Below are 23,939 nucleotides of genomic sequence, written 5' to 3' on the forward strand. Positions count from 1 at the left end.
ATGAGCTCGACCGGTTGCGGACCTGAAGGCCTGCGGGGCTGGGCGCGAGTCGGTGAGTTTCGGTGAAATGCGGATCGGTTGTCGGAGCCTGGCCGAGGTTCCGATCCTAAGGCACCTGCTGCAGCGGCGGCCGTTGTTGTCGCTCGAGCCTGTCCACCTCGCGCCATTCTTTGAGCAGGGCTTGCCTGCGCCGCGGGTAGCGCTCGGCCGTTACCTGCAATGCCGATATGCGATCCGTCCTGAAGTGACGGAACTCTTGCCGCAGTTCGCACCACCCGGCCAGCATTCGAGCACGGTCAAAATAGCCCAGGGCAACGGGCCAGATCGTTCTCTCTGAACGCGTTCCTTTCAGATCCAGGTAATGAATCAGTACCTTGTGCTCGACTCGAATGGCCCTTCGGATCTGCGACAGATCGATGGCCTCTGTTTGTGTCTGATCGCCTTTGCCCACCACCAGAGAGTTGGCGTCCAGCGCGGTGCGCAGGTCCTGGGGCAACACCGAGGCTATTTTTGCCAATGCGCCCTTTGCGGCGCTGCTCAGTTGCAGGTCGGCACGCTCGGACACCCAGCGAGAACCCAGGACCAGGGCCTCTATTTCCTCCTCGGTGAACATCAGCGGCGGGAGCATAAAGCCGGGGCGCAACACGTAACCGAGCCCAGGCTCTCCTTCGATGTTGGCTCCTTGCGCCTGCAGTGTTGCGATATCCCTGTACAGCGTACGAAGGCTGATCCCCAGTTCTTTGGCCAACTGACGGCCCGTCACCGGAAAACGATGGCTGCGCAGGGTCTGGATCAGAGCAAATAATCTTTCGGTGCGGGACATGGAGAGGCTTAGCTGGCGGCGTGATTTGCGCGAGATCCTGCCATTATCCGGCAGTGACTCAAAGCACTGTTTGCATCGCGCGGTGGGGGATGCTCAATGGCAGCGACCTTTCAGGAGCAACGTTCCTGGCCGGCTGATGAGCGCCGATCCAGGCACGGCATCACTGCTGCCATTTTCTGTCAGTGCGCAGAAAGACAATGGCAGCATTGATCACCCCAAAGGAGCTAGAACCATGCGTCTTCACTACCATCCAGCGTCGACCTGCAGCCGCCGAGTGCTGATGACCGCCCATGACCTCGAAATCGAGCTCGACCTGGTGCCGGTGGATCTGTTCAAAGGCGAGCAGAACGCTCCCGAGTTTCTGCAACTGAACCCGAATCATCGGGTTCCGGTTCTCGAACATGATGGATGGGTACTCTGGGAGTCTTGCGCCATCATGCAGTACCTGGCGGACCTGGTGCCTGGTCAGACCCTTTATCCCGGCGAACCCCGTGGCCGTGCAGACGTCAACCGCTGGCTGTTCTGGTGCGGGCAGTCCTTCATGCCGGGCATCGGCATTCTTAACTGGGAGAACTCGATCAAGTCCTTGGCTGGAATGGGGGCGCCCGATCCCGTTGAGGTCGCTCGCGCCGAGCAAGGGGTGACTGAGGCTGCAAACATTCTTGAGGCGCACCTCAGTCATCGCCAATGGATTTGCGACAGCGGTCTTTCGCTGGCCGACCTGGCGATAGCCGCACCGCTGGCTGATCAGCACCGGGCCAAGTTCCCGGTGACGCATCTGCCCAATCTCCAGCGCTGGTTCATGCAAGTCCAGGCGCTTGATGCCTGGAAGCAGACGGCAGCACAAGCCCTGTAAGCTCAAGGCGCCCGCTGGGCGCTTGAGGGCTGGCAGCCGATATCGGTGGCGTGGTGCGTTGCAACTCCATTGCCTGTCAGGCGGGATCCTTACCGAAGAAACCGGTTGTCTGGGCAAACTCGACGAATCGCCGGTTTGCCACGGACAGATATTCGTCCGCTCGCCAGCACAGACTGAAACTCATGACCTGTGCCGGTTTGAAAGGAACCCCCTGCAAGCCGGGTACGGAGTGTTGAATGGAGCGCAGCAGGGTAGAGGCGCCCATTCCATCCAGTGTTGCCTGGATGACCAGCGAGACGAAATTGCTCTGCAATGCTATTCGATAGCGGGTGCCGGCGGCTTCGCAGAAGGCATCGAACATATGGCGTTGCAGGAAGGTCTGGTCAAAAAGCACCATTTTTTCATCTTGCAGACGCGAGGCCTCGATAAAGGCCTCGCGCGCAAGTGGGTGGTCTTCGTTCATGCACATGACCATCTCGTCGGTGCCCAATACAACCGAGTCCCATCCGCTCGCCACTCGACGGGACTCCAGCAGGGCGACATCGATGTCACGGTTTTCCAGGCGTTGGCTGATGTCATCCGCACTGCCTTCGACCACCGTCATGACGATACCTGGATAACTTTTGCCAAAGGCGTTGAGTACCTGCGGAATGTAGTTGATCCCGTACATGGGAGGCACGCCGAGACGAATCTCGCCACGCTGCAAATGCGACAGATCCCGCAGCTCCTGGCGGGCCATGTCGAGTTCCAGCAAAGCAACTTCGACACGGGCGAGAAAGCTTTTGCCTTCAGCGGTGACGGTGATTTTTCGTGCTGCGCGGTTGAAAAGGGTAACGCCCAGTTCCTCTTCCAATCGAGTAACGGCCATGCTCAATGCCGGTTGGGCAATGTGCAGGCTCTGCGCGGCTTTGGTGAAACTGCCTTGCCGCACAACTTCTACGCAGCACATCAACGCTTTGAGATTCATGCCAGTCATGCTCGGATCGAAAGCCAAAGCATAACAATCAGTGATGAAAACAATCACAACATAATATTTTTCGTGATGAATGGGCCTGACTAATATGCCGGCGCTAACGGTGTTGTCGCCTTTTCGAGGCTCGCGCCCAGGCCGATGACTTGCCTCTTTCAAAACGGATTTTTACTCAATGCTCAAGTTCAACGCTCATCTCGGCTTCCAGTTCAACGATTTGCCCTTTCTCCAGCGGATCGAAGCGGCAGCGGCGGCCGGATTCAAGGCAGTGGAGTTTCCTTCACCCTATGCATTTGAAGCCAGTCAACTGGCCGCACATTTGACTCAATATTCCCTGCCCCTGATCCAGTTCGCGGCCCCGGCCGGAGTCACCAAGGGCTTGGCTGCGTTGCAAGGCAAGGAAGAAGAGTTTCGTGAGGGTCTGGCCTTGGCCGCCAGGTATGCAAAGGTCTTGGGCTGCTCGAAGGTGCACGTCATGTCCGGGATTACTGAACAGGTTTCGGCTGCGCCGCGTTTCATGAGCAACTTGGAATATGCCGTCGGCTATTTTCAGGATCAGGGGTTGCAGCCTCTGATCGAAGTGATAAGCCCAAGGGAAATCCCGGGGTACTACCTGTCGGATTTCGGCAAGGCGCTCCAGGTGCTGGAAGCCTTCCCGAGTGTGGGGCTGATTCTCGATCTGTACCATGCACAGCTTTTGACCGGCGACGCCGCAACTGTTCTGGATCAGTTTTATGAGCGAACGGTCCACGTACAGGTTGCAGACTGCCCAGGTCGCCATGAGCCGGGGACCGGCATGGTTGACTTTGCGCCATTGTTTGCCGCCCTGGAACACCGTGGATACGCGGGATGGATCGGATGTGAATACCGTCCTTCCAGCACGACTGCGGCAAGCTTGGGTTGGCTCAAGTTGCACAATGCCTAGCACTTGATGGTGGGTGGCTGGCCGTCGCGAACGACCGCACCGGCCAGCATCAGCCGAAGAACAAGCCCCTTGCTCTCACGCCAGATTGATAAAGATCACGACAAGCATGCCGATACTTCGACAGTACTTCAGGTCACGGCATGCTGTTTTTGGCGATGAGCAAGGAACACAAACGAATGTCTACTCGTGGGAATGTGCTCAAAGCATCGGACGTGACCCTTTGCGCCCTGGTGTGCCTGGCTGGGGTGGCCATCACGCTATTGGTGTTGATCCTGTTTGTCGGGGCAGAGCAGCGTACCGTCAGCGTTGCCTTTCAACTGGAGGTCGACGAAAGATTCAGTCGCCTGCAACGACGCTTTAATATTCAGGTCTTGAAACTGGACGTGGTGCGGCGTTTCTTTGTCAACGCCGACGATGTCACTGAAAAGGAGTTTCTGGGATTTGTCACGCCTCTGGTTGGCGAGGACGAAGCCTATAGCTGGGTGGCCAGGATTCCCGAGAAGGATCTGCAAGGGTTTCGTGCCAAGGCGCTGCTCAACGGCACCGGTGATTTTTCATATCATGAAATTGATCCCGTCAGCGGTGACAGAGTCCCGCTTAGCAGCCGGCCGGAGCACTGGATATTGCTCTATTTATTGAAGCGCGATGACGTGAAGGTCTTGCCCGGCATGGATATTCTGGCTCGCCCGGGTCGCCAGGCCTTGATGAACAAGGCCCGTGAAACAGGCGAAATCGTGGTGTCGGAACCCTTGAAAATGACCAATGGGCAATCGGGGGTTTTCTTTGTCGCACCGGTGTTCAAGACGCCGCCTGAGGTGCCATTGCACGATGCAGATTTGCAGGGCTTCGTTGTCTCCAGCGTGCGCTTGGCGTCCCTGATGGAACAGGGCATTCCATTACCCAGCCTGCAACGATTGAACGTGACGCTTTCATTGATCGACAACCAGCAGCAAGGGGAAGACATCTATCAGAGCCTGGCTCCCGCAGCCCCTTCGGCGCTGTACGCGCAGCGGCTGCTGAAAGTCGCCGACCAGGATTACCTGGTCCAGTTTCGACCCGGCGCTACATTTCTCGCCGCCAACAGCTACACCCTGTCCATCAGCCTGATTGTCGTGTTCGGAACAGGGTTGTCGCTGCTGTTGACCTTGATGGTGTACTTGCTGATTACCCAGCGCGCCCGCGCCCTGTCGCTGGTGGATGAACGCACGCAAGACCTGCGCGTGCTGAACATCACCGATCACCTGACCGGTGTCTATAACCGCCGATACTTCGAAGAGTTGATGGCGCGCCTGCTCGTCGAGGCGAACGTGCAACACCGCCCGCTGTCGCTGATCATGTTTGACGTTGATCACTTCAAGCACATCAACGACCGTTGGGGCCATCAATGTGGCGATAAGGTTCTGCAGGCCTTGTGCGCCCGAATAAGTTCGGCAACACGGCAAACCGATCTGCTGTGCAGAACAGGCGGAGAGGAGTTTGCGTTGATCTGCCCGGGTAGCGAGCTGAACCATACAAGGCTGCTGGCAGAAAAGCTTCGGGCGCTGATAAACACCCAGCCATTTGAGGATAGTGGCCGGGTGACTTGCAGCTTCGGCGTTGCCACATGGATTGCGTCAGAGTCGTTCGACGCCTTCATTCGGCGTGCCGATACCGCGATGTACCGTGCAAAAGCAATGGGCCGGGACCAAGTCCAGGCGGCCGACCGCTAGACGCTCGGCAGCCCGGGCGACCAGGATCAGGCACCAGAGGCCGCAGCGCCCCGGCAACCTAAAGCAGGGTGGCTTGACGACCAGGGTCGCTGCAGCGCAAGGCGATCAGCCTGCCGGTGGAGCAATATGATCGCCGGGTGGATGAGCCTGGATGAGGCCGTCACTCAGTGCGCCGCGCAAGGTCCGGGGTAACAGGCATCGGGTCGCCAGGTCATAGGGCGCGTGCTTGGGCAGAGCGTCGAGAGCGGTCATTCGGCAGGTTCTCAATGGCCTGCGGGTGCCGCTTCAAGGCCGTGCCGTCGGCATCGAACAGATGCAGGTTGTCGATTTCCAGCTGCAGTTCGACTCGATCACCTGCCTGCCATCCGGCGTTGACCTCGCAGCGACAGACCAGCGGCTCGTCCTGATCGGTTTCGAGGTGCACGTAGGTTTCGCTCCCCAGGTACTCGACCCCGGCCACGACAAGGCCGCCGGTTCCTTGCGCGGCCTTGAGCGACATGTGCTCCGGGCGAACCCCCAAGCTCAGGGGCGTGCCGGCCGTCAGGTTCGAGCTGTCGAAGGGCAGGGCGGTCATGCCCAGCACCGAGGTCTCCACCCGGCTGGTTTCGCCGGGGGCGTGCAGGCGCGCCGCCAGAAAGTTCATTCTGGGCGAGCCGAGAAAACCGCCGACGAAGCGGCTGGCCGGGCGTTCGTAGAGTTCGCGAGGCGAACCGACCTGCTCCACGTGACCGCCATTGAGCACGACAATCTTGTCGGCCAGGGTCATGGCCTCCACCTGATCGTGGGTGACGTAGATGATGGTCGAGCTGAGTCGAGCGTGCAGCCGGGCGATTTCGTTGCGCATCTGCACCCGCAAGGACGCGTCCAGGTTGGACAGCGGCTCATCGAACAACAAGATGTCCGGCTCCCGCGCCATGGCCCTGCCCATGGCCACACGCTGACGCTGCCCTCCGGAGAGTTCCTTTGGCTTGCGTTGCAGCAGTTTGTCCAACTGCAGGATTTGCGCCGTTTTCAGCACCCGCTCGCGCAGGCTGCTTTTATCCGTCTTGGCCAGCTTGAGACCGAAACCGATGTTGTCGTAGACGCTCATGTGCGGGTACAGCGCATAGGACTGAAACACCATGCCGACGCCGCGCTCGCGCGGCTCCAGGTCATTGACCCGTCGTCCATCAATCAACAGGTCGCCGGCGCAGATCGAATCCAGTCCTGCGATCAGTCGCAGCAGGGTCGACTTTCCGCAGCCCGAAGGGCCAACGAACACCACGAATTCACCCGCAGCGATCTCCAGGCTGACGTCGCGAAGAATCCGCGCGCCGCCCAATTGTTTATTCACCTTATCTAGCTTCAGTTTGATCACGATGCTGTTCCTTGTAGTTGTTGGGCATCAACCCTTTAAGGCGCCGGCGGTGAGACCGGAAACGATTCGGCGCTGGAAGATCAGCACCAGGATCACCAGGGGCACGGTGACCAGCACCGATGCCGCCATCAACAGCCCCCAAGGCAGCTCATGGGGACTCCCGCCGGAAATCAGGGCGATGGCGACCGGCACCGTGCGTTGCGTGTCGGTGAGGGTGAAGGTCAGGGCAAACAGGAACTCGTTCCACGCGGCGATGAAGGCCAACAAGCCAGTGGTGACCAGGGCAGGCCAGAGCAGCGGCAACAGCACGCGGGTCAGCGTGACCCAGGGTGAAGCGCCATCCATGATTGCCGCTTCTTCCAGTTCATGAGGCAGTTGCCCCATGAAGGTGGTCAGCACCCAGACCGTGAAGGGCAGGGTGAAAATGCTGTAGCTCAGGATCAGCGCCCAAGAGGTGTTGTACAGGCCCAGAGCGCGGATCACTTCGAACAGCCCCGACAGCACCGCGACCTGGGGAAACATCGACACGCCGAGCACCATCATCAAGACCGTGCCACGCCCCCGGAACTTCACCCTTCCCAAGGCATAGGCGGCCGTCACACTGAGGAACAGCGCCAGCGTCACCACGCACAGTGCGACCAGCAGCGAGTTGCCGATCGCCCGCAGGAATGAGGCTTGGTGGAGTACCGTCGCGTAATTGGAGAAGTCGGCAGTGCCGATCCAGTAGCTGACGTCGAACAGGGCGCTGGACGGCTTGAGCGACGTCACGATGGCGTAATAGAACGGGAAGACCGCATACAGCAGCACAATCCCGATCAGGCACCAGAATCCACAGCGCCACAGGGCTTTCTTGAGGAGGCGCGGGCTCATGCTCGAACCTCCATTTGACGGCGTCCGAGGTAGAGGTAAAGCATGGCGATCAGCGCAACGACCAGGAACAGCAGGGTCGAGGCTGCGCTGCCATAGCCGACATCCTGGAACTCCACCAGGTGTTGGCGGGCATAGACCGACATGCTCATGGTGCTGGACGAATTCGAGGTCAGCACATAGATGACGTCGAAGACCCGCAGGGAGTCGAGGAGGCGGAAGATCGTGGCCACCAGCAATGCCGGCATCAACAACGGCAGCGTGACGCGCCAGAACACTTTCAGCGGATGAATGCCATCGACCCTGGCGGCTTCGTAGCAATCGCTCGGCAACATCTGCAAGGCAGCCAGCATCAGCAGCGTGACAAAGGGCAGGGTCTTCCAGACGTCGACGATGATCACCGCCCACATCGACAGATCCGCGTCTGCCGTCCAGGCCAGAGGCGCGTCAATCAGGCCGACGCTCAGCATCATGTGGTTGATGATGCCGAACTGGTCATTGAGCATCCACGACCAGATCTTCGCCGAGACAATGGTGGGAATCGCCCACGGAATCAGAATCAGCGCACGCACCAGGGAGCGACCGGTGAACTGGATGTTCAGCAGCAACGCCAGCAACAGCCCCAGGACGACTTCCAGGCCCACCGAGACCAGGGTGAAATACAGCGTGTTGTGCACGGCGTTCCACCATTGTGGATCGACCAGGATCCCCGACCAGTGGGAACCGTCGTGGAACAGATAATTGCTCAAGCCGACAAAGGCGCCGCCACGGGTGTCCGCGAGGCTGGCGTCGGTCAGGCTGAACCAGAATGTGCGCAGTAGCGGCCAGGCGGCCACCAGGGCCAGGCACAGCAGCATGGGCGTCAGAAACAGCCATGCGGCGCGTACTCGGCGACGCTGCATGGGCGTTTCCCGGGTGAGCAGGCGCTCGTCACAGGAGGCATGGACAGTAGAGACAGACATGGTGATTTCCTTCCTTGGGGCTTACCAGTTCTGGCGTTTGATGCGCGTGAGTTCGCTTTCCAGTTCGGCCAGTGCCTGATCGACAGGCAACTCGCCCGCCAGCACGCCATGCACTCGGTCGAAGAACGCATTGGAGACCCGTGGATAGCGATCGGCGGTTATTGCGGCGGGGCGCATGACCCCATCGTTGAGAATGCTGTGCAGCTGGGCGTAGTAAGGCATGGCCGCGAGCAGCTCGGGGTCCTGATACAGGGACTCGATAACCGGGTTATAGGCGCCGATCAGGGCGCGGTGCTTTTGTTGCTGGGCGCTGGTCAGGTAGCTCACCAGCTCCGCGGCCAGTTGCGGATGGGCGCTGTAACGCGATACCGCCAGGCCCCACCCGCCGAGGGTGGATGCATGGTTACCGGTCTCGCCGCCGCGGGGCAGGGCAGCAACGCCAACCTGGTCTTTCACTGCACTGTCCTGGCTCTGCACCAGGGCCCAGACGTAAGGCCAGTTGCGCATGAACAGCGCATTTCCCGACTGGAATACGCCACGCCCTTCTTCCTCGGTGTAATTGAGCACGCCACGCGGGGAGATGTCTCCGACCCAGCTTTTCGCCAGGTTCAGGGCCGCTCTTGAGGCTGGACTGTTAACGACGATGTCGCCTTGTGGATTGACCAGGCCGCCTTGAGCTTGGCTGCTGATCCACTCCAGCGCATTGCAGGTCAGCCCCTCGTAGGCGCGACCCTGAAATATGTAACCCCACAGATTGGGATGACCAGCGCTGCGTTCGGCCTGTTGAACATCCCTGGCGGTCGCGGTCATTTCCTCCCACGTCTGGGGCACCGGCTTGTTGTACTTCTCGAGCAAGTCCTTGCGGTAATACAGCAGCCCCGAATCGGCGAACCACGGCATCGTCACCAGCCGTCCGTTGACCGTGGCGTTATCGACCTGTGCCTGGAAGTAGCCCTGGGTCGCGTTGGCAGGAAGCACCTCGCGCAGATCCAGCAGGTGTTTGGCCAGCATCCCCGGCCACACCATGTCGATTTGGATGATGTCGATGTCGGTGGACTGTGCACTGAGGATCTGTTGGTAGAACGACAACCGCTCGGTCGCCGAGTTAGGCGTGGAAACCACCTCGACGTGGTTGCCGGTCTGTTTCGACCACGCCTCGACGGCCTCTTTGCAAAGTTGCAACTCGGCCCCCACCGCGCCGCAGGAGATCGTCAGATCGGCTGCGCTGGAGACGGATGGAAGGCCGGCACAGAGGGTGAGTAACGCTGCTGGAAGGAGGGATTTCAGCTGTTTCATATAGGCCTCTTTATTTTTGTTTTTAGAGAAGTTAACGTTAACACGGCAAATGTAACAGCGTATTTTCGATAAGGCATCTTTTTTTGTGGGTTTGGACAGTTCACCACTCGCGAAAAAAGCGGCCTGTCGCAGGAACACGACAATAAAAATAAAACAGGGAAATCCACATGCAGAAAGCATCAAGATGGCTACTGGCAGGCGTGCTCAGCACCTCGGCGGCGGCCTCTCAGGCCGCGACTCTGGAAGAGCGCATGGCCGCGTTCGAGGCCCGTGCCAGCGCCGCGGAAAAACGCGCGGCGGCAGCCGAACAGCAAACCCAGGCACTCGCCAGGGAGTTGCAGCAGATCAAACTCGCCACCTCCGCCTCGCAGCCCGCTGCGTCCACCGCATCCCAGGCAAGCAATCCCGTGGTGGACACCCGACTGGCCAAACTCGAAGCCCGCCAGGAAAGCATGGAAAAACAGGCCAGCACTTCGAACCTCAGCAATGGCTTCAGCTTCAACGGCTATGCCCGTTCCGGATTGCTGATCGACGAGGGGCTGGGCGGTGGCCGTGGCGGCCCCTATACGACGCCGGCCGGCTCGGTGGGTGGGGCAGTGGGGCGACTCGGTAACGAGGACGACACCTACATGCGGATAGACCTGTCGAAAGAAATCTATGCGCAGAATGGCACCCGTTCCAAATTCACCGTTTCCATCGCCGACGGTGTGGAAAGCTCCAATGACTGGACCGCCGACGAAAGCAAACTCAACGTGCGCCAGGTATTCACCGCGCTCGACCATATCGCTGCGTTCAAGGGCAATTCCGTGTTCGAGAACGCCACCCTGTGGGCCGGCAAGCGATTTGATCGGGACAACTTCGATATTCACTGGCTGGACTCGGACGTCATCTACCTGGCCGGTACCGGCGGTGGAATCTACGATGTGCAGATGAACAAGAACTGGCGCTCGAATTACTCCTTGATTGGGCGTAGCTATGGGGACTTCAGCCAAGCAGGCCTTAACGCCGATGTGGCGAGCTACATCCTGACGTCCAACCAGTTCTTCGAGGATGGCCAGTGGCAATGGATGTTCAATGGCATCGGCGCGAAGAAAAACGATTTTGCTACCCGCACCAATAAAGCCGGTTTGACCCCCGCGGATTCCGGCCTGCACAGCATGCTGGCCAATCACCAGAAGAACTTCTTCGGCAGAGAAGGCTTCCTCAAAACGGCGCTGCTCTATGGGCAAGGCCTGGGCGCGGAGGTCAAGAACGTCGGCTCGGATGGCGAACTGATCGACGAGGCCCGGGCGCTGCGTCTTGCCCTTTACGGCGAGACCCCCATAGCGCCCGACTGGCGCATCGGGCCCAGCGTGCTGGCCGAACAGAGCACCGACAGATACGTCAAGGGCGACGACTACCGCTGGCTGACCCTGAACGTGCGCTTGGCCAACACAATCAACAGCAACTTCGAGATGGCCTACGAAATGAGCTGGCAAACCATGAGCCTCGATCCCAAGGGCTATCTCCAACGTAATGCGGTTGACGGCAATTTCTGGAAATTCACGGTCGCCCCGACCTTCAAACTTGACGTTGGAGACCTACTCACACGTCCCGAATTGCGAGTGTTCGCAAGCTACATGAGTTGGTCGTCCGATCTGGACAGATACAGCTCCTCGGACGCCTTCGGCAAGTCGGACTTCAACGCCGGAGGTGTATGGCAGTACGGCATACAGATGGAAACCTGGTTTTGATAGTTGAACGCGCCGGCAAACATGCCTTGCCGGCGCTGGATCGGAGCTCAGCCGAGCCGGCACGGCCTTACTGGGTGATGGTCATGCTGCTGGTGGCCTGGACCGAGCCGTAGCGGATGCGCGGATAAGTCGGATCGGCGTAGCTGAAATCCATCACCGTGCCGACGGAGCCGAAGTACAGGGCCTGGCAATTGAAGTTCACCGCCACCTGGCCGCCGTAAGGGGTGACCCCGATGGCGACCTGGGTCGGCCCGGTCCATTCGATCTTGCACCCCAGCGTGCCGCCTGCTGCGCCGGCGTTGTATCCGCGACAGTTCAAGGTGGCGTTGCCGTTGCTGGTACTGGGAAAGCCCGCCCATTTGGCGATGGCCAGGTTGGCCGAGCAGGACGTGTTGACGCTGCTGGCGCCCGGGGCGAGCTTGTAGACCCCGGACGGTGGCGCAAGCGTTGCCGTGACGGGCGTCAATGGCAGGGCGGCAAGGCTCGATGCCGCCTGGTTTTCCACCACGGTGGTGGGCGACGGCGGAAGCTTGCACACCACCACGGCGCCGACGTCGTCGGACTTGTTCAACTCACCCAGCGCCGTGATATCGGCGCCGCCCTTCGACTCGCAGAAGAGTTTGCGTAACTGGGCTTTTTCTTCGCTGTCCGATGTGGACGAGGCCTGGGCCAAAGGTGCAAGGGCCACGCCAATGACGCCAGCCATCAGCACGCTTGAAAGTTTCATGATCGATTCCTTATCGGGGTTATGACTGGCTGCACCCTATGAGCACCAGGCGGTTTTTTTCATGACAAAAGCTCGGGTGTTGCGCGCAAACAGGGCCGCGGGGGTTTTGTCCTTTCGGGACTTGACCTGATACCGCTATCTGCTGTTGAATGCGCGCCCTAAAGCCTCTGCAACCTTTTCTCCAAGTGGTGAAGCCAGTGCCCTACGCCAGCCAACACGCCTGATACCGACGACGGTCCATCCTGCCTGATGGCTGCCCGTGCCTATGCGCGGCGGCGCTTCATTGCCATGCCTGCCTGATCCTGTCGTTGGTTTTTCTCTGTTTTCGAGGACAAACCCATGCACATGGATATTCGTGCCACCGCGCACAACCTGGAACTGCTCAAATACCCCCGCACGCCCCATCTGCAAGGCTCGCGCCTGCAAGATGGCGACACTGACACTGGCCAGGTGCGCTATGCCGCTCTAGCCGGGCAGTGGCTGGTGGTGGAAGAAAAACTCGATGGCGCCAACGCCGGCATCAGCTTTAGCGCAAGCGGCGAGTTGCGCCTGCAATCTCGCGGTCACTACCTCACCGGCGGTGGGCGCGAGCGCCAGTTCAATCTGTTCAAGCAGTGGGCCGTGGCTCACGAACACTGGTTGCTGGAGCGCCTGGAAGATCGCTTCGTGCTGTATGGCGAATGGCTGCACAAGAAGCACTCGGTGTTCTACGACCGCTTGCCACATTATTTCTGCGAGTTCGATGTGTGGGACCGCGCCACTGGGCTGTTCCTCTCCACCGCGGCGCGCCGGTGCCTGCTCGAAGGAGGGCCGGTGCTGTCGGTGCCGGTGCTGTACGAAGGCCCGGCGCCGCGCCGACATGCCGAGCTGATGGCGCTGGTGGGCGATTCGCTGGCCAAGACCGAGCGCTGGCGCGAGGTGTTCGAGCAGGTGGTGCGCCGCGAAGGCCTCGACCTGGCCCGTGCCTGGCGCCAGTGCGACCGATCCAGCCGCATGGAAGGCCTTTATCTGAAGCTCGAGGACGAGCAGCAGACCCTCGGCCGACTCAAGTGGGTACGCCAGGACTTCGTCCAGGCCATCATCGATGCCGACCAGCACCATGCCAACCAACCCTTCATCCCCAATCAACTGGCCGACGGCGTCGACCTCTATGCCCCGCGCCTGTCCATGGACTGGCAGGGCCCACGCCACGGCTATTGAAGGAGCATCCCGATATGGATATTCGACAACTGCAACAACTGGTCCCCGAGCCGGGGCGCGATATGGACGCCGCCGCCTGCCTGGCGGCCATCCCCGCCCTGGCGCGCCTGGCCGATACACCGCAAGACCCGACCTACCACGCCGAGGGCGATGTGTGGATTCATACCCGTCTGGTGGTCGAAGCCTTGCTGGCGCAATCCGCCTACCAGCAGGCCAGCGCCGAGCAGCGCTTTGTGCTGTTCTTCGCTGCCCTGTTGCACGATATCGCCAAGCCCGACACCACGGTGATCGACCCGGATACCGGGCGTATCGGTCAGCCCGGTCATTCACGCCGGGGCGCGGTGGATGCGCGGCTGCTGTTGTGGCGCGCCGGTGTGCCGTTCGAGTTGCGCGAGCAGATCTGCCGCATCATCGCCGTGCACCAGGTGCCGTTCTTCGCCCTGCAGGGTGATCGCAGCGGCCGCAGCGCTGAGTTCCTGTTGCACAAACTGTCCTGGGAACTGCCGCTGTGGATGCTCTGTGCCGTGGCCGAGGCCGATATGCAGGGTCGCGACTACGCCGGCAAGGCCGATGTACTGGACGCCATCGAACTGTGGCGCGAACTGGCGCGGGAGGAGGGCTGCCTGCACGGGCCGCGGGCCTTTGTCGACGACTACACACGCATTCAGTACCTGCGTGGCGCCCGGGTACATCCCGACTACCCGCTGCACCCGCCGCAGGGCTCGTTGGTGGTGATGCTCTCGGGCCTGCCGGCCAGCGGCAAGGACACCTGGACCGCGCAACATTACCCGGAGCTGCCGGTGGTGTCGTTCGACGACGCGCGCCAGGCCCTGGGCCTGCGCCACGGACAGAACGAAGGCGCCGCTGCGCATTACGCCATCGACCGGGCCAAGGCCTTGTTGCGCGAGCACAAACCCTTTGTGTGGAACTCCACGCACCTGTCGGCGCAGATGCGCAACCGCACCCTGGACTTGCTCTACGGCTACGGCGCCGAGGTGGAAATTCTTTACCTGGAGCGGCCCGAGGACGAGATCATGCGGCGCAACCAGAAGCGCGACACCTCACTGCGCAACGAAGATATCCGCCGCATGTTGTTCAAGTGGGAAGTACCGCTGCCGACCGAGGCGCATCGGGTGGTTTATCAGGCGGTGGCGGGGTGAGTGGCACTTACGTTCCCAATATAAGTCCGTTCTTCATTAAAAGCTTTCAAAGTTCTATAGCAGAGCAAAAGAAAATAAGTTAATGACTTAACAAGTACGGATGGAGCCCCTCCTAAAAATGAAGCTTACAGATATCTACAATAAAATAATCAGCGAAGAACCGTACAACGACATGGATGTATTCTTCGAGAGCTATGAAAGCTTTGAAGAAATTCCACTTGTGTCAAGATACAGTCGCTTAAAGCTCTTGAAGGATGAGCTGGGCGGTAGCGGCGCTTCTAACTTTCTGACAGGGCTCGCTGTGTTTCTTTTGAATACTTTAAGATTGTTAGAAGTATCTAGAAGTGAAAGTGTGTTTTTTGCCGTGACCTTTACAGACTTTGCGGGATTGGAGGAGCAAGGAATTCTCATACCTAATGTATTTATTTATCCAAAGCCGGCCTCAGTCGGATTTTTGGAAAAAATACGAGAAAATGATGGAGGTCTTGAGTCATGGGAGTTGCAGGAAGTAAAAAGGTATTTTTCCAACTGTGGGGTAGAAACTGCTTTTGATTTTTATGAAAGTAGATTTCATGACGCCGTTTGCGCTGAGGAAATTGTAAGGGTTTTTGCTGTTCCCAGGACTTTTTGAGTGCAAAGAACTCGTCCCTCTAGAAGAACGACAGCAAGACGATGATCAACTCGCTGAACTGCGTCGTCTGCGAGCAGAACTCAAGCGCGTCACTGAAGACCGCCGCGTACTTGGTTGTCTGATCCGCAATCTGCACGCGCTAAAGACGATCAGCGATTACTGGGTTTGATCAAGCATTCCTGGCTGGAGAGCGGCGGCGTTTATGGCTATCGCAAAATCCATGACGATTTGCGCGAGGTCGGTGAGGATTGTGGTCATCATCGTGTGGCGATGGCGGTTTGGAGGCGTAAACCTAAGCAAGAGGTGATGATTCATTCCGACCTAGGCAGCTAATACAGCAGCTCCGATTGACGAAGATTTGATTGCCAGTAAGAGTCGCCGAGGCAACTACATCGAGATGTTCTACAACGTAAAACGTCGGCATGGCTTCAACAATCAGCTGTCGCCGGGGAAGTTTGAAAACGTTACGCAATGAGTTTGTAAGGTGTCTAGAGAATCCGGGGTGATTCACTTCTTCGTGGAAAAACACAGCTGCGATGATGACTGGCTTCAACAGAATAAGGGCTTTACGAGCCGGCAGGCACAGTAGGTTGCCTGGGCGATGTGTTCGAGCATGGACTCGCGTGCCTCCAAGCTGTACCAGGGTGGAAAGGTCGCCAAGCCTGTTGCTGATGACCTTCTGGCTCATTTCGAGTTTACGGCGGAGCAAGTCAGTCAGAAAACCGGGTTGGACATTGGCATCGTCCAGGCCGTGTTTGATGCCCTGACATTCACTGGTGACAACGCTGCGTTCCAGGAGCTTGGTGATTTCAACAGCGTGGCTGCCACACCTTTGCTGTCTACAGGTCGTGGGTCAGTGCTGCTCTTCATGCATTACGCGATCTACGAAGCGCTCTACGAGTCTCCGTTCTTTTGGATGAACGCTGACCCCCTTTACCGGCAACAGGCATCCGACAATAGGGGCGCATTTGTCGAACAGTTTGCTCACAGACGATTGGCGGCGGTCTTCGGCGCCGACAACGTCTTCACAAACGTCAATCTCATTAAAAAAGATGTCGTCGCAGAGGCAGACGTTTTGGTCATCTTCGGCGATCGAATGATCATCGTTCAGGCCAAGGCGAAGAAGCTCACCCTGGCCGCTCGTAAGGGCCACGACGGCCAACTCAAGATCGATTTCGCAGCTGCAATCCAAAAGGCGTCTGATCAAGCTTGGGAGTGCGCCACCGCCATCCTCTCCGGCACATGCCGCTTGGTCGATGACAAGGGTAGGGAGATTACTCCACCCCAGGCGATCAAGGAGGTCTACCCGTTCTGTGTCGTCTCTGATCACTACCCCGCGCTAGCGTTCCAAGTCAGCCAGTACCTCAAGTACCAGGCAACGGAGATCGTTCAACCTCCCTTGGTCATGGACGTCTTCCTGCTGGACGTCCTGACGGAAATGCTTGATACACAGCTGCGTTTGCTCAGTTATGTGCGGCTTCGGGCGAAGGCGGTCAAATCGGTGATGACGAGCCACGAATTGACGGCGCTGGCTTACCACCTGCATCAAAACCTCTGGCTAGACCCTGATCTCAGCATGATCTCGCTGCATGACTCCATCGCGGGTGACTTGGATGTCGCCATGACGGTCAGGCGAGAAGGGGTGCCTGGCAAGCGGATACCGCCTGGCATCCTGACGCACATGCAGGGAACGCTCTACGAGCGGTTGATCATGCAGATCGAGCGCCGTGCTGATGTCGGTGTGCTGGAGCTTGGCTTTGAGCTGTTGTCTATGAACGATCGGTCGTGCCGGAACATTCACGAAGGCCTGTCCGGCATCACGGCCCTGGCAGCGAAGGACGGCAAACGACATGATTTCACGCTGGTCGTTGACGAGGGCAAGACCGGCATCACGTTCCACTGCAATCCAAATCCCGATTCGTCAGCGATCCACGACCTGCAGTTGCACTGTGAGAAGCGTAAGTACGTTCAGAGGGCGAACATGTGGTTTGGAGTCTCGCTAAGCCCGGCGGGTGATATTCAGTTCGGCATGACCTACGATTCACCGTGGGTTCGCTCCGCCGCGCTGGATGAGCTGACCAAAGGCATGAAAAGTCCCATCCGGATGGAGGCCGTGATCAAAACCCTGGAGAGGGGCTTGCGAGTCGAAAAGTCCGGTCGCAACGATCCGTGCCTCTGCGGGAGCGGGAAGAAGTACAAGAAATGCTGCTTGTCTTGAATCCAAGGCCCTGGGGCACTTTGTGCCCCTTATGGCAGATTTCACTTGCGTGTCTTTCTCAACTCCCGAGCTCTGTCATTCCTTCTAAATTGCCCTCCTACGAAGGCTGTTTCTCGATCTAACAAAGGCGAGAAATTATCGAAGCGACGTCAACGGTTTTGGCTCCGCTTCCGACCCACAAAGTTTCGCCGTCTGGGCCTACAATGGGGGGCACTCTCTCTTTGAGCAGTGCATCTTTGGAGCCGGGTGGGCTAAGGGCCTGTAGCTTCACTTTAAAAGGTGGTAACAGGCCCGCTGTTAGGTTACGGATGGAGGAGAGGGCACGAGCCTCATCCTCAGCAGCAGTCTTGAAATCCTCTACCCCAAGCCGAATCGAGTTCACGGCGTTTTGTATCATCGTCATCCGTATCACCTTTATGAGCAAAATGCCGGTACGAGTGGACAGTTGAAAAGGCCATCGAAGCAGCTACTGCCTTGAGGCATAGGATCCATCGAGTGGCTTGTTACTGCTGACCTTGGTGATGGACTGCTCAAGCACTGTCGACGATGTGTTAAATGATCGGTCTTCCTTGTCTCCCGAGTTCACATTGTGAGCAATCATGGCGCCCTTCTGGCGCTCCGATAGCTCCTCCAGCTCTCTGATCCTTCTGTCCTTCTCGAGGTGCTTGGATTTTTCGGCAGCTGTCATCGACCTCTGCTCCTCAAGCGCTTCGGCTATTGCCGAATACTCACTCAGAAGCTCAGCATTCTCCTCGGTGGCTTTCTCGAGCCCCAGGTGGGCTTTCTTCAGCTTACGTTCTTGATCCGCCGATTTTTCCTCAAGCGATTCGAGCTGATCTTGCAGCGCTTTCAGATCAGCCTTGAGCTGTTTCAGCTTCTGATTTTTCCGCTTCTTTTCTACTGCGTGCTTGTTCGTTTCAGTCGTTTTCTGATCGGCTCGCTCCTGATCAATCAAAGCGTCGACTTGGTCGGGCGTCATTTCGATGAGCAAGCGACTGTTTTTTTTACCTGGTAGGACGACCCTGGTTAGGGCAAAAAAATGCGGCTCTAGCCAATCGAAATTCCATCCTTTCGGATACTTTTCTCCCGACTCAAACACCTGACGCAGGGTGCGTGAGATGGTTTCCCCAGTGTCTTTACTCATGGTTGTCTATGCCTTTTTAGTCATTGTCTGACAGTGGTTGGAGCAGGTACATCAGCGGCAGCTGTGGCGAAGAAGCTACGCAGACTGCCGCTGGGATTACTCTCCTTGGGGAATGGCCTGACTACCGAAGCTTCACCATTTATTGGCCAGGTAGGGCCGGAGGTCTTCCAGGGCCGGAGGAAGCTTCTTGTGACATACCATGCCGAGGTAAGTCGCTGCCCGGGTGGCCCCCACATACAGGAATCGCTGGAACAGAGTAGGCTTGGCTTCTACGAGCTCATCCAGCCCGATGAAGAACACTGCTTCGAACTCGAGCCCCTTGATATGTTGGACATCAAACACCCGGATATCTGATTGGTTACCCAGTGACTGCCCATCGACGCAGGGAGCTGCAATCAGACTCCTGCTCTCCAGTTTTTTAGTAAGCGCATCGGCGACGGGTTTCACCTGCGCCTCGGATGCGACCAGGACGGCAATCGTAGGCACCGGCTCATTTTTGGAGCGGATCTGATCTTCGATCTCGAAGATCCTCTCGGCGACCCAGGTCACGACGTCTTCACCGCGGAGGTTCTCGCCTAGCACAGGCGATACACCTTCGTGAGAGGAGTGTTCCGGCAGGCTGCCTACGGCTTGAGTGTCTCCATCCATGTGGTCAAGCAGTTTGGTGGCAAAGCTGTTCAACAGACGACTCTGCCGATACACCGTGTTGATTCGCTGTGGCTTGAGGCGTGGGGAAATCCACCCGAGCTGGTTGAGGTGCTTGAGGCCATTCCCTGTGATCCGTTGGTTGAAGTCTCCGCACGCGAAGAACGATTCAATGGACGGATCGGTAAGGCTCTCCATGCAAGCAAGCTGTAGGAGCGAGAAGTCCGTGGCTTCGTCCACTAGGACTTGCTGCAGGAACTGGCTTGAGATCCTGGCCAACTCGGTGAAGCGAGGTTCGTCGATATGCCGCTTCACAAAATCTTGGCGGATCAATTCGCGAGCGGATCGAAGCATGAGGAGAAGAATTGCGTCGAGCTCTGTCTCATCGATGTGGGAAGCGTGCTCTGGCCGCTGATAGCTATAGCGATCGAGCGTAACGCTGTCGCGGCGGAATGCTCTGTAGCTTGCTGGAACATCAAGGATGTAGCGTTTCCAGGCGTCCCTAAACCGCCGTAAGGCGTTCTGAAAGCACATCTCTCGTCCGAGCGTTTCAAGCCATTGATCTGAAGGGACTCGATCCCCGAGCCAGTCTCGTAGCTGAGCTGCGCGGCTTGCCTTACCTAAATTGCTATCGCGGTAACGAGTACGCGCATAGGCCTGGAGAAACTTTCGGTAAGCTTTAAATGCTTTGAGCTCTGCCGTGTGTGATGGGGTAGGAGAGCCTTCTTCAGCGCTATCATCATCAAATTCGGAACCGTCTTCGTCCTCATCATCATTCTGGCCGAGGCCATCGAGGAAAGTGGCCATTTCCGCAAATACAGACTTGTTGCGATTGTGAAGAAGGTTGCCTTGCTTCTGGATCAGGTCATCTGTGGTTGAGCGGCTAGCTTTAAGCATAGGATCAATCCGCGTCTCGAGATGGTTCCAGTCGGCATAGGCGCTCAGCAATCCTTCTGGTCGAAGTCCATCTGACATTGCAAATAGCTTGTGCACCACCGCATCTACCAGGTTCGGGGCCGAATCTCGTAGTAAAATTGCGCCTTCCTTCAGAGATGCGAGGAGGCGGCTTTGGTGAAGAGCTTTGAAATCAGCAAACCACTGGCGCGGATCATCGTTGATGTCCACCGGGGCGAATTGGCAATCCTCCTTGAGAATGCATGTGCCTCCGTTGCCCGTCTTCAGGATTCCAAATGTCGACCTTGCCAGTTCATGTCGGCGCTTACTCCAGGTCTTGATGTGCTCATCCGAAGCCGGCACATTCTCTCGATTGAAGGCCTCTTTGACGTAATGCTTTAAAAGGTCTGACGGCGTGAACATCATCCAGCGTGAGCGCTTAGATTGTGGGCCCAGCAGAAGGCGTTCTTCCTGGCTAAGCGCTTCCCAGTCCAGCTTCTGGCCAAGACGTTTGATCAAGGTTGTTGTTTTTCCTGTGCCAGGTGGGCCAAGGATGATGAGCTGGTGGTCTACAGAAAGGCGGAAGATTTCGTCCTGGAATTTGTCGAGGATCGCTTGGTCTCGAAGGGCCATAGCGTTTCGGATCTCGTGACGTACACCTTCCCGGACCTTCTCGGTTTCAGAACTGCCGGCGAGCATTGCAAAAAAAGAACCGCTTTCGTCGTCCGGCTGAATTACCTTGCGAAGAGAGGGGATCGTCTGAGGTGCTGAGCGTTCTTGCTGCCAAATGCTATCGATTGAGTCCCAGAGCTCAGCGCTTTTCTGAGGCTTTAACTCGAGTTTATCCAAGACGCGGTAGCTGACTTTTTTGCCCGCTATCTCTAAATCAACGTCATCACCTGCGCCGTGGGCAGCCAAGCGACCGAAAGGAGAGCGGTAACCTGCTAGCTTGCCGTGATTGAGGATGAATCCTCCAGTCGTGCGACAGATGTAGTACGTCTCAACCTGGCCTTTCTCATTCTCCACCACTATCCGCGACACAGCCGGCTCTCGAACGAGGCTTATCAGTGACTTGGTCACGTCATCCGAGATGGAAGCAATCTGCTCGACGGCCGCCGCGCCAGTGAAGGTATTGACGACGGCCAAAGCCTCCGAGGCTTCGCGACTTCCGGTGGCGAGCTGCTTGGAAGCAATTTGTTCAATTTGTTGGAACGAATCTAACGCGTCATTGGCAATTTTCTCGGCATCGCTGGAACTCATTGAAGCTCTCCCTGTTTCGAACGGTCGTGGCCTGAGCGTAAGGCGGCGAGTGAGCAGCTTCCTTGGCTCAAGATGACAATGTCTGTCGGCTGATCCAAATCCTAAATCTTGGCAGCGGGAGTTGCTAGCGAATTGCCATGAGTGAGTTCGATTTAACGTGAACCGGCATCCAACCATACTCGCGGTCGGTCGACGACATGCTTCTGGAGCGCGTGGTGCTTCTAGAGCTAAGCATCACGTCCTCAAATGACACCTGGTTGGTCACGTGGCCTACAGGGCCGGTGAGCCAACTAAGCCAGCAAGCAGACATTCGAGACGCGCAATCGAAGTTGATATGCACCTGAGCATAGGTGGAGGTAGCTCGCTCTTGATCAACCCCTGCATACTGGGTTGGGTTCGCTGAACGCCATTTGTATCCAAGGCTGCAGTTTGATAGAGCGTCGCGCGAGCAGAGATGACATCACCACTCTCCATTTGCTGCAGCAGTTGGACGTAGATATCTGGGCGGATCTGCGCTGATGCAGAGATCGCACCGGCACCGCCAAGGGCAAAGTTTGTGAAGAGGCCTCTCACACCATCAGCGAGCAGTTTATAGGCTAAGCATTGAAGGGCGTCGATATCGATCTGCTCGTCCGGGATAACTACCCAGGCGAGCCCAGTTCGTATGCAACTACCAGCTAGCCAAGTTCTGTGATCCAAAGTATTTCTCGGGCATCATTACAATCCTTGACCCTCAGGCCGGCCAGCGCACTCGTACAGCCCAAGCGCCGCAGAAGTCTTCGAGAAGGGCTCGCAGCGTGAAGACCTACAAAAATCCCCATAACGGTGAGGTAGTCGAGACTAAAGGAGGAAGTCACAAGCTCCTTAAGCAATGGAAGACTGAGTATAATGCTGAGGAGATCGAGTCCTGGGTGGCCTAGACAGGCTCGGTGGGCTTCGGATAGTGCGGGGCATCGCTACGATGCCCCAGGTGGTGGCAGATCTGCTAGGTCACTTGTGCAGTGCTCAGTGAGTTATTTGCAGTCCTGTTCGAACTCTTCGAGCATGTCAGCCCTGATCAGCGCTTCCGGATCTTCGGCATGAACGGCATCGACCCTGCTTTGGACGCATGCATCAGTGTTATTGCTTGGCGCTGATGCCACTACATGAGCAGTGCTGGGCACTACCTGCGCAGGTTGAATGGCCTGACCAACCGCGGGGATGTCAACTATGGTCACGTGATCAATTGCGTAACCACCACCACCGGAACGGCTAGGTGTCTCGAAGTCTGGTATCTCATCTACTGGACTCCCCCAGCCCCAATTGCGATCTATCAAGGCCATCTTCCCTGGGTACTGACTGCGGCGATCAGTTGGCAGGTTGACCACCGTGCTGACGATCTGACCAGCGTTCCAAACCAATACGGCTTCAAGATCACCATTTCGGTCGTAAATTCGCTCCTGGCCATGCTTTACGACGGCATCTTGATGAGCCTGACCTCCTCGAGCTACACCTTGATACCTGCCAACCTCTTTATCGCCGACCCATGTGTACGCAGTCGCACTGACCAGTCGCCCTTTATTCCATTGCAGCTCCCGAAGCAGGTGGCCTTCGTCGTCCCAATATTGCTCTGGGCCGTCATTGCTGAGGTCGCTGGCGATGTACTCATTTACGTCTTCCTTGATCGCCAAGCGGCTAACATGGTGGACGTGCTGACCACCGTAACTGTACTCATCTACGGTGCGGGCACGCAGTTTTCCATGCTCGAATTCGCTCAACTCCGTTACATTGCCGCGGGCGTCAAAACGCTTCTGAGTGCCATGGAGATCGCCGCCCATGTAGTTCTCTTCACGGGAGACGTAGAAGCGGTTGCCATCGAGACCGAACGACTTCTGGGGGCCATTGTATTTACCGGCTAGGTAGGTTCGATGATCGGTACCACGATTGTCGAATCCTGTTTGCTTGCCGTTTTCCCACTCGAGGTCAGCGATGAGCTCATTTCCCTGGCCATCCCAGGCACGCTCCCTACCTTCCTTTCGACCGGAAACGTAGTGAACCTCTAAAATTCGCTCCCCGCTCTCAGGGTTGAACTGCTCCTGCAGTCCATCTTGCTGACCCTGTTTCCAATTCCCTTCAGCAGTCTTCTTCCCGGTTTTAGCATCGAATTTTTCTTCTTCGCCGTCTCGTTTCCCGGCTTTAAAGTGACCTACACCTAACAATTGACCAGAATTGTCTGAACAGCGCATCTCACCATCAGGCAGTCCCTTCTTGAAGTCGACCTCGCAGGAGCCCACGCTGAAAAGCCCCAGAACCGACATGGGGTAATTAACTACGCGCCCTGTAAAAGGATCATTCGCATGGATTTTGTAAAGCAGCCCTTGGATTTCTTGGGTCTGGCGTTTGTCGATTTCCTCTGTGAAGCAACCGGAAAGGCTGAGAGAGGCGACGGCGATCGCACTTAGTGCGAAATAGCGGCGAGCAATGATAGACACCAGAATCTCCTTATCCCCGTACCGGCCCATGCCGATCTGAAAGGAATACATTGTAGGGAAGGCGCGAGATGATTCCAATGTGCCATCCCGC

18 protein-coding genes and 2 pseudogenes are annotated in these 23,939 nt (G+C 57.5%); 10 read left to right on the plus strand and 10 right to left on the minus strand.

Translation table 11 applies throughout. The features are described from left to right. Positions 1–106: 106 nt before the first annotated feature. Positions 107–823, minus strand: a complete 717-nt coding sequence (locus POS17_RS14725) for a helix-turn-helix transcriptional regulator (protein WP_060839247.1) — start codon at positions 821–823, stop codon at positions 107–109. 25 nt (positions 824–848) lie between these two features. Here POS17_RS14725 and POS17_RS14730 point away from each other — a divergent pair, with 25 nt between their 5' ends. Next, complete coding sequence (locus tag POS17_RS14730) at positions 849–1,679, plus strand: glutathione S-transferase family protein (protein ID WP_231979038.1); 831 nt, start codon at positions 849–851, stop codon at positions 1,677–1,679. Between the two features lie 76 nt (positions 1,680–1,755). Here POS17_RS14730 and POS17_RS14735 read toward each other — a convergent pair whose 3' ends face one another. Beyond that, a complete protein-coding gene (locus tag POS17_RS14735; RefSeq protein ID WP_060839249.1) occupies positions 1,756–2,646 on the minus strand; it encodes a LysR family transcriptional regulator in 891 nt (296 codons plus the stop codon). Between the two features lie 178 nt (positions 2,647–2,824). On the opposite strand from POS17_RS14735, the gene POS17_RS14740 reads away from it, so the two are divergent. Next, a complete protein-coding gene (locus POS17_RS14740) occupies positions 2,825–3,574 on the plus strand; it encodes a hydroxypyruvate isomerase family protein (RefSeq protein ID WP_060839250.1) in 750 nt (249 codons plus the stop codon). Positions 3,575–3,750: 176 nt separating this feature from the next. Continuing rightward, positions 3,751–5,283 (plus strand): diguanylate cyclase, encoded by a 1,533-nt coding sequence (locus POS17_RS14745; RefSeq protein ID WP_060839251.1) that lies wholly within the window; start codon positions 3,751–3,753, stop codon positions 5,281–5,283. 211 nt (positions 5,284–5,494) lie between these two features. On the opposite strand, the gene POS17_RS14750 is transcribed toward POS17_RS14745, so the two are convergent. The 4 genes from POS17_RS14750 to POS17_RS14765 are packed head-to-tail and all read right to left on the minus strand — an operon-like array spanning position 5,495 to position 9,765. After that, entirely contained in the window at positions 5,495–6,640 is a 1,146-nt protein-coding gene (locus POS17_RS14750) for an ABC transporter ATP-binding protein (RefSeq protein WP_060839252.1), read from the minus strand. Between the two features lie 27 nt (positions 6,641–6,667). Beyond that, positions 6,668–7,510, minus strand: a complete 843-nt coding sequence (locus tag POS17_RS14755) for a carbohydrate ABC transporter permease (RefSeq protein ID WP_060839253.1) — start codon at positions 7,508–7,510, stop codon at positions 6,668–6,670. Then, entirely contained in the window at positions 7,507–8,469 is a 963-nt protein-coding gene (locus POS17_RS14760; RefSeq protein ID WP_060839254.1) for a carbohydrate ABC transporter permease, read from the minus strand. The genes POS17_RS14755 and POS17_RS14760 overlap by 4 nt, the downstream gene beginning before the upstream one ends. A 21-nt stretch (positions 8,470–8,490) precedes the next feature. Continuing rightward, the gene (locus POS17_RS14765; RefSeq protein ID WP_060839255.1) at positions 8,491–9,765 is read right to left on the minus strand and encodes an ABC transporter substrate-binding protein; all 1,275 of its coding nucleotides are present in this window, start codon (positions 9,763–9,765) and stop codon (positions 8,491–8,493) included. Between the two features lie 167 nt (positions 9,766–9,932). Between POS17_RS14765 and POS17_RS14770 the strand changes: the two genes are divergently transcribed. Further along, positions 9,933–11,498, plus strand: a complete 1,566-nt coding sequence (locus POS17_RS14770) for a carbohydrate porin (RefSeq protein WP_060839256.1) — start codon at positions 9,933–9,935, stop codon at positions 11,496–11,498. Positions 11,499–11,565: 67 nt separating this feature from the next. Here the strand turns inward: POS17_RS14770 and POS17_RS14775 are convergent, their stop codons facing one another. After that, positions 11,566–12,225: a hypothetical protein gene (locus tag POS17_RS14775; RefSeq protein ID WP_060839257.1), complete on the minus strand. Its 660-nt coding sequence runs from the start codon at positions 12,223–12,225 to the stop codon at positions 11,566–11,568. Positions 12,226–12,564: 339 nt separating this feature from the next. On the opposite strand from POS17_RS14775, the gene POS17_RS14780 reads away from it, so the two are divergent. From POS17_RS14780 to POS17_RS32445, 5 genes and pseudogenes are all read left to right on the plus strand, one after another. Next, the gene (locus POS17_RS14780; RefSeq protein WP_060839258.1) at positions 12,565–13,425 is read left to right on the plus strand and encodes an RNA ligase family protein; all 861 of its coding nucleotides are present in this window, start codon (positions 12,565–12,567) and stop codon (positions 13,423–13,425) included. Positions 13,426–13,439: 14 nt separating this feature from the next. Beyond that, positions 13,440–14,585, plus strand: coding sequence for an AAA family ATPase (locus POS17_RS14785; RefSeq protein ID WP_060839259.1), 1,146 nt, complete (start codon positions 13,440–13,442; stop codon positions 14,583–14,585). A 118-nt stretch (positions 14,586–14,703) separates the two neighbouring features. Beyond that, positions 14,704–15,216 (plus strand): Imm15 family immunity protein, encoded by a 513-nt coding sequence (locus POS17_RS14790; protein ID WP_231979039.1) that lies wholly within the window; start codon positions 14,704–14,706, stop codon positions 15,214–15,216. 111 nt (positions 15,217–15,327) lie between these two features. Beyond that, positions 15,328–15,691: pseudogene (locus POS17_RS30975) on the plus strand (IS3 family transposase); the annotation flags it as partial. Between the two features lie 138 nt (positions 15,692–15,829). Next, entirely contained in the window at positions 15,830–17,434 is a 1,605-nt protein-coding gene (locus POS17_RS32445; protein WP_269451940.1) for an SEC-C metal-binding domain-containing protein, read from the plus strand. A 466-nt stretch (positions 17,435–17,900) separates the two neighbouring features. On the opposite strand, the gene POS17_RS14800 is transcribed toward POS17_RS32445, so the two are convergent. Together POS17_RS14800 and POS17_RS14805 are read right to left on the minus strand one after the other, a co-directional pair. Continuing rightward, positions 17,901–18,578 carry a hypothetical protein gene (locus tag POS17_RS14800; RefSeq protein ID WP_060839261.1) on the minus strand — a complete coding sequence of 226 codons (678 nt, stop codon included), beginning with the start codon at positions 18,576–18,578 and terminating at the stop codon, positions 17,901–17,903. Positions 18,579–18,710: 132 nt separating this feature from the next. Next, positions 18,711–21,377: an ATP-binding domain-containing protein gene (locus POS17_RS14805; protein ID WP_060839262.1), complete on the minus strand. Its 2,667-nt coding sequence runs from the start codon at positions 21,375–21,377 to the stop codon at positions 18,711–18,713. A 713-nt stretch (positions 21,378–22,090) separates the two neighbouring features. Here POS17_RS14805 and POS17_RS32310 point away from each other — a divergent pair. Beyond that, positions 22,091–22,297: pseudogene (locus tag POS17_RS32310) on the plus strand (histone-like nucleoid-structuring protein, MvaT/MvaU family); the annotation flags it as partial. A 93-nt stretch (positions 22,298–22,390) separates the two neighbouring features. On the opposite strand, the gene POS17_RS14815 reads toward POS17_RS32310, so the two are convergent. After that, a complete protein-coding gene (locus POS17_RS14815; RefSeq protein WP_148654961.1) occupies positions 22,391–23,848 on the minus strand; it encodes a toxin-antitoxin system YwqK family antitoxin in 1,458 nt (485 codons plus the stop codon). Positions 23,849–23,939: the final 91 nt, after the last annotated feature.

Origin of the sequence: Pseudomonas sp. Os17 (genome assembly GCF_001547895.1) — a bacterium.
Taxonomy (GTDB): Bacteria; Pseudomonadota; Gammaproteobacteria; order Pseudomonadales; family Pseudomonadaceae; genus Aquipseudomonas.

What these genes read in the sequence shown, in the direction of transcription:
- POS17_RS14740 (WP_060839250.1), top strand. Translation starts at nt 2,825, where the DNA reads ATGCTCAAGTTCAACGCTCATCTCGGCTTCCAGTTCAACGATTTGCCC.
- POS17_RS14770 (WP_060839256.1), top strand. Translation starts at nt 9,933, where the DNA reads ATGCAGAAAGCATCAAGATGGCTACTGGCAGGCGTGCTCAGCACCTCG.
- POS17_RS14755 (WP_060839253.1), bottom strand. Translation starts at nt 7,510, where the DNA reads ATGAGCCCGCGCCTCCTCAAGAAAGCCCTGTGGCGCTGTGGATTCTGG.
- POS17_RS14735 (WP_060839249.1), bottom strand. Translation starts at nt 2,646, where the DNA reads ATGAATCTCAAAGCGTTGATGTGCTGCGTAGAAGTTGTGCGGCAAGGC.
- POS17_RS14745 (WP_060839251.1), top strand. Translation starts at nt 3,751, where the DNA reads ATGTCTACTCGTGGGAATGTGCTCAAAGCATCGGACGTGACCCTTTGC.
- POS17_RS14775 (WP_060839257.1), bottom strand. Translation starts at nt 12,225, where the DNA reads ATGAAACTTTCAAGCGTGCTGATGGCTGGCGTCATTGGCGTGGCCCTT.
- POS17_RS14800 (WP_060839261.1), bottom strand. Translation starts at nt 18,578, where the DNA reads ATGAGTAAAGACACTGGGGAAACCATCTCACGCACCCTGCGTCAGGTG.
- POS17_RS14760 (WP_060839254.1), bottom strand. Translation starts at nt 8,469, where the DNA reads ATGTCTGTCTCTACTGTCCATGCCTCCTGTGACGAGCGCCTGCTCACC.
- POS17_RS32445 (WP_269451940.1), top strand. Translation starts at nt 15,830, where the DNA reads ATGGACTCGCGTGCCTCCAAGCTGTACCAGGGTGGAAAGGTCGCCAAG.
- POS17_RS14780 (WP_060839258.1), top strand. Translation starts at nt 12,565, where the DNA reads ATGCACATGGATATTCGTGCCACCGCGCACAACCTGGAACTGCTCAAA.
- POS17_RS14765 (WP_060839255.1), bottom strand. Translation starts at nt 9,765, where the DNA reads ATGAAACAGCTGAAATCCCTCCTTCCAGCAGCGTTACTCACCCTCTGT.
- POS17_RS14790 (WP_231979039.1), top strand. Translation starts at nt 14,704, where the DNA reads ATGAAGCTTACAGATATCTACAATAAAATAATCAGCGAAGAACCGTAC.
- POS17_RS14725 (WP_060839247.1), bottom strand. Translation starts at nt 823, where the DNA reads ATGTCCCGCACCGAAAGATTATTTGCTCTGATCCAGACCCTGCGCAGC.
- POS17_RS14805 (WP_060839262.1), bottom strand. Translation starts at nt 21,377, where the DNA reads ATGAGTTCCAGCGATGCCGAGAAAATTGCCAATGACGCGTTAGATTCG.
- POS17_RS14785 (WP_060839259.1), top strand. Translation starts at nt 13,440, where the DNA reads ATGGATATTCGACAACTGCAACAACTGGTCCCCGAGCCGGGGCGCGAT.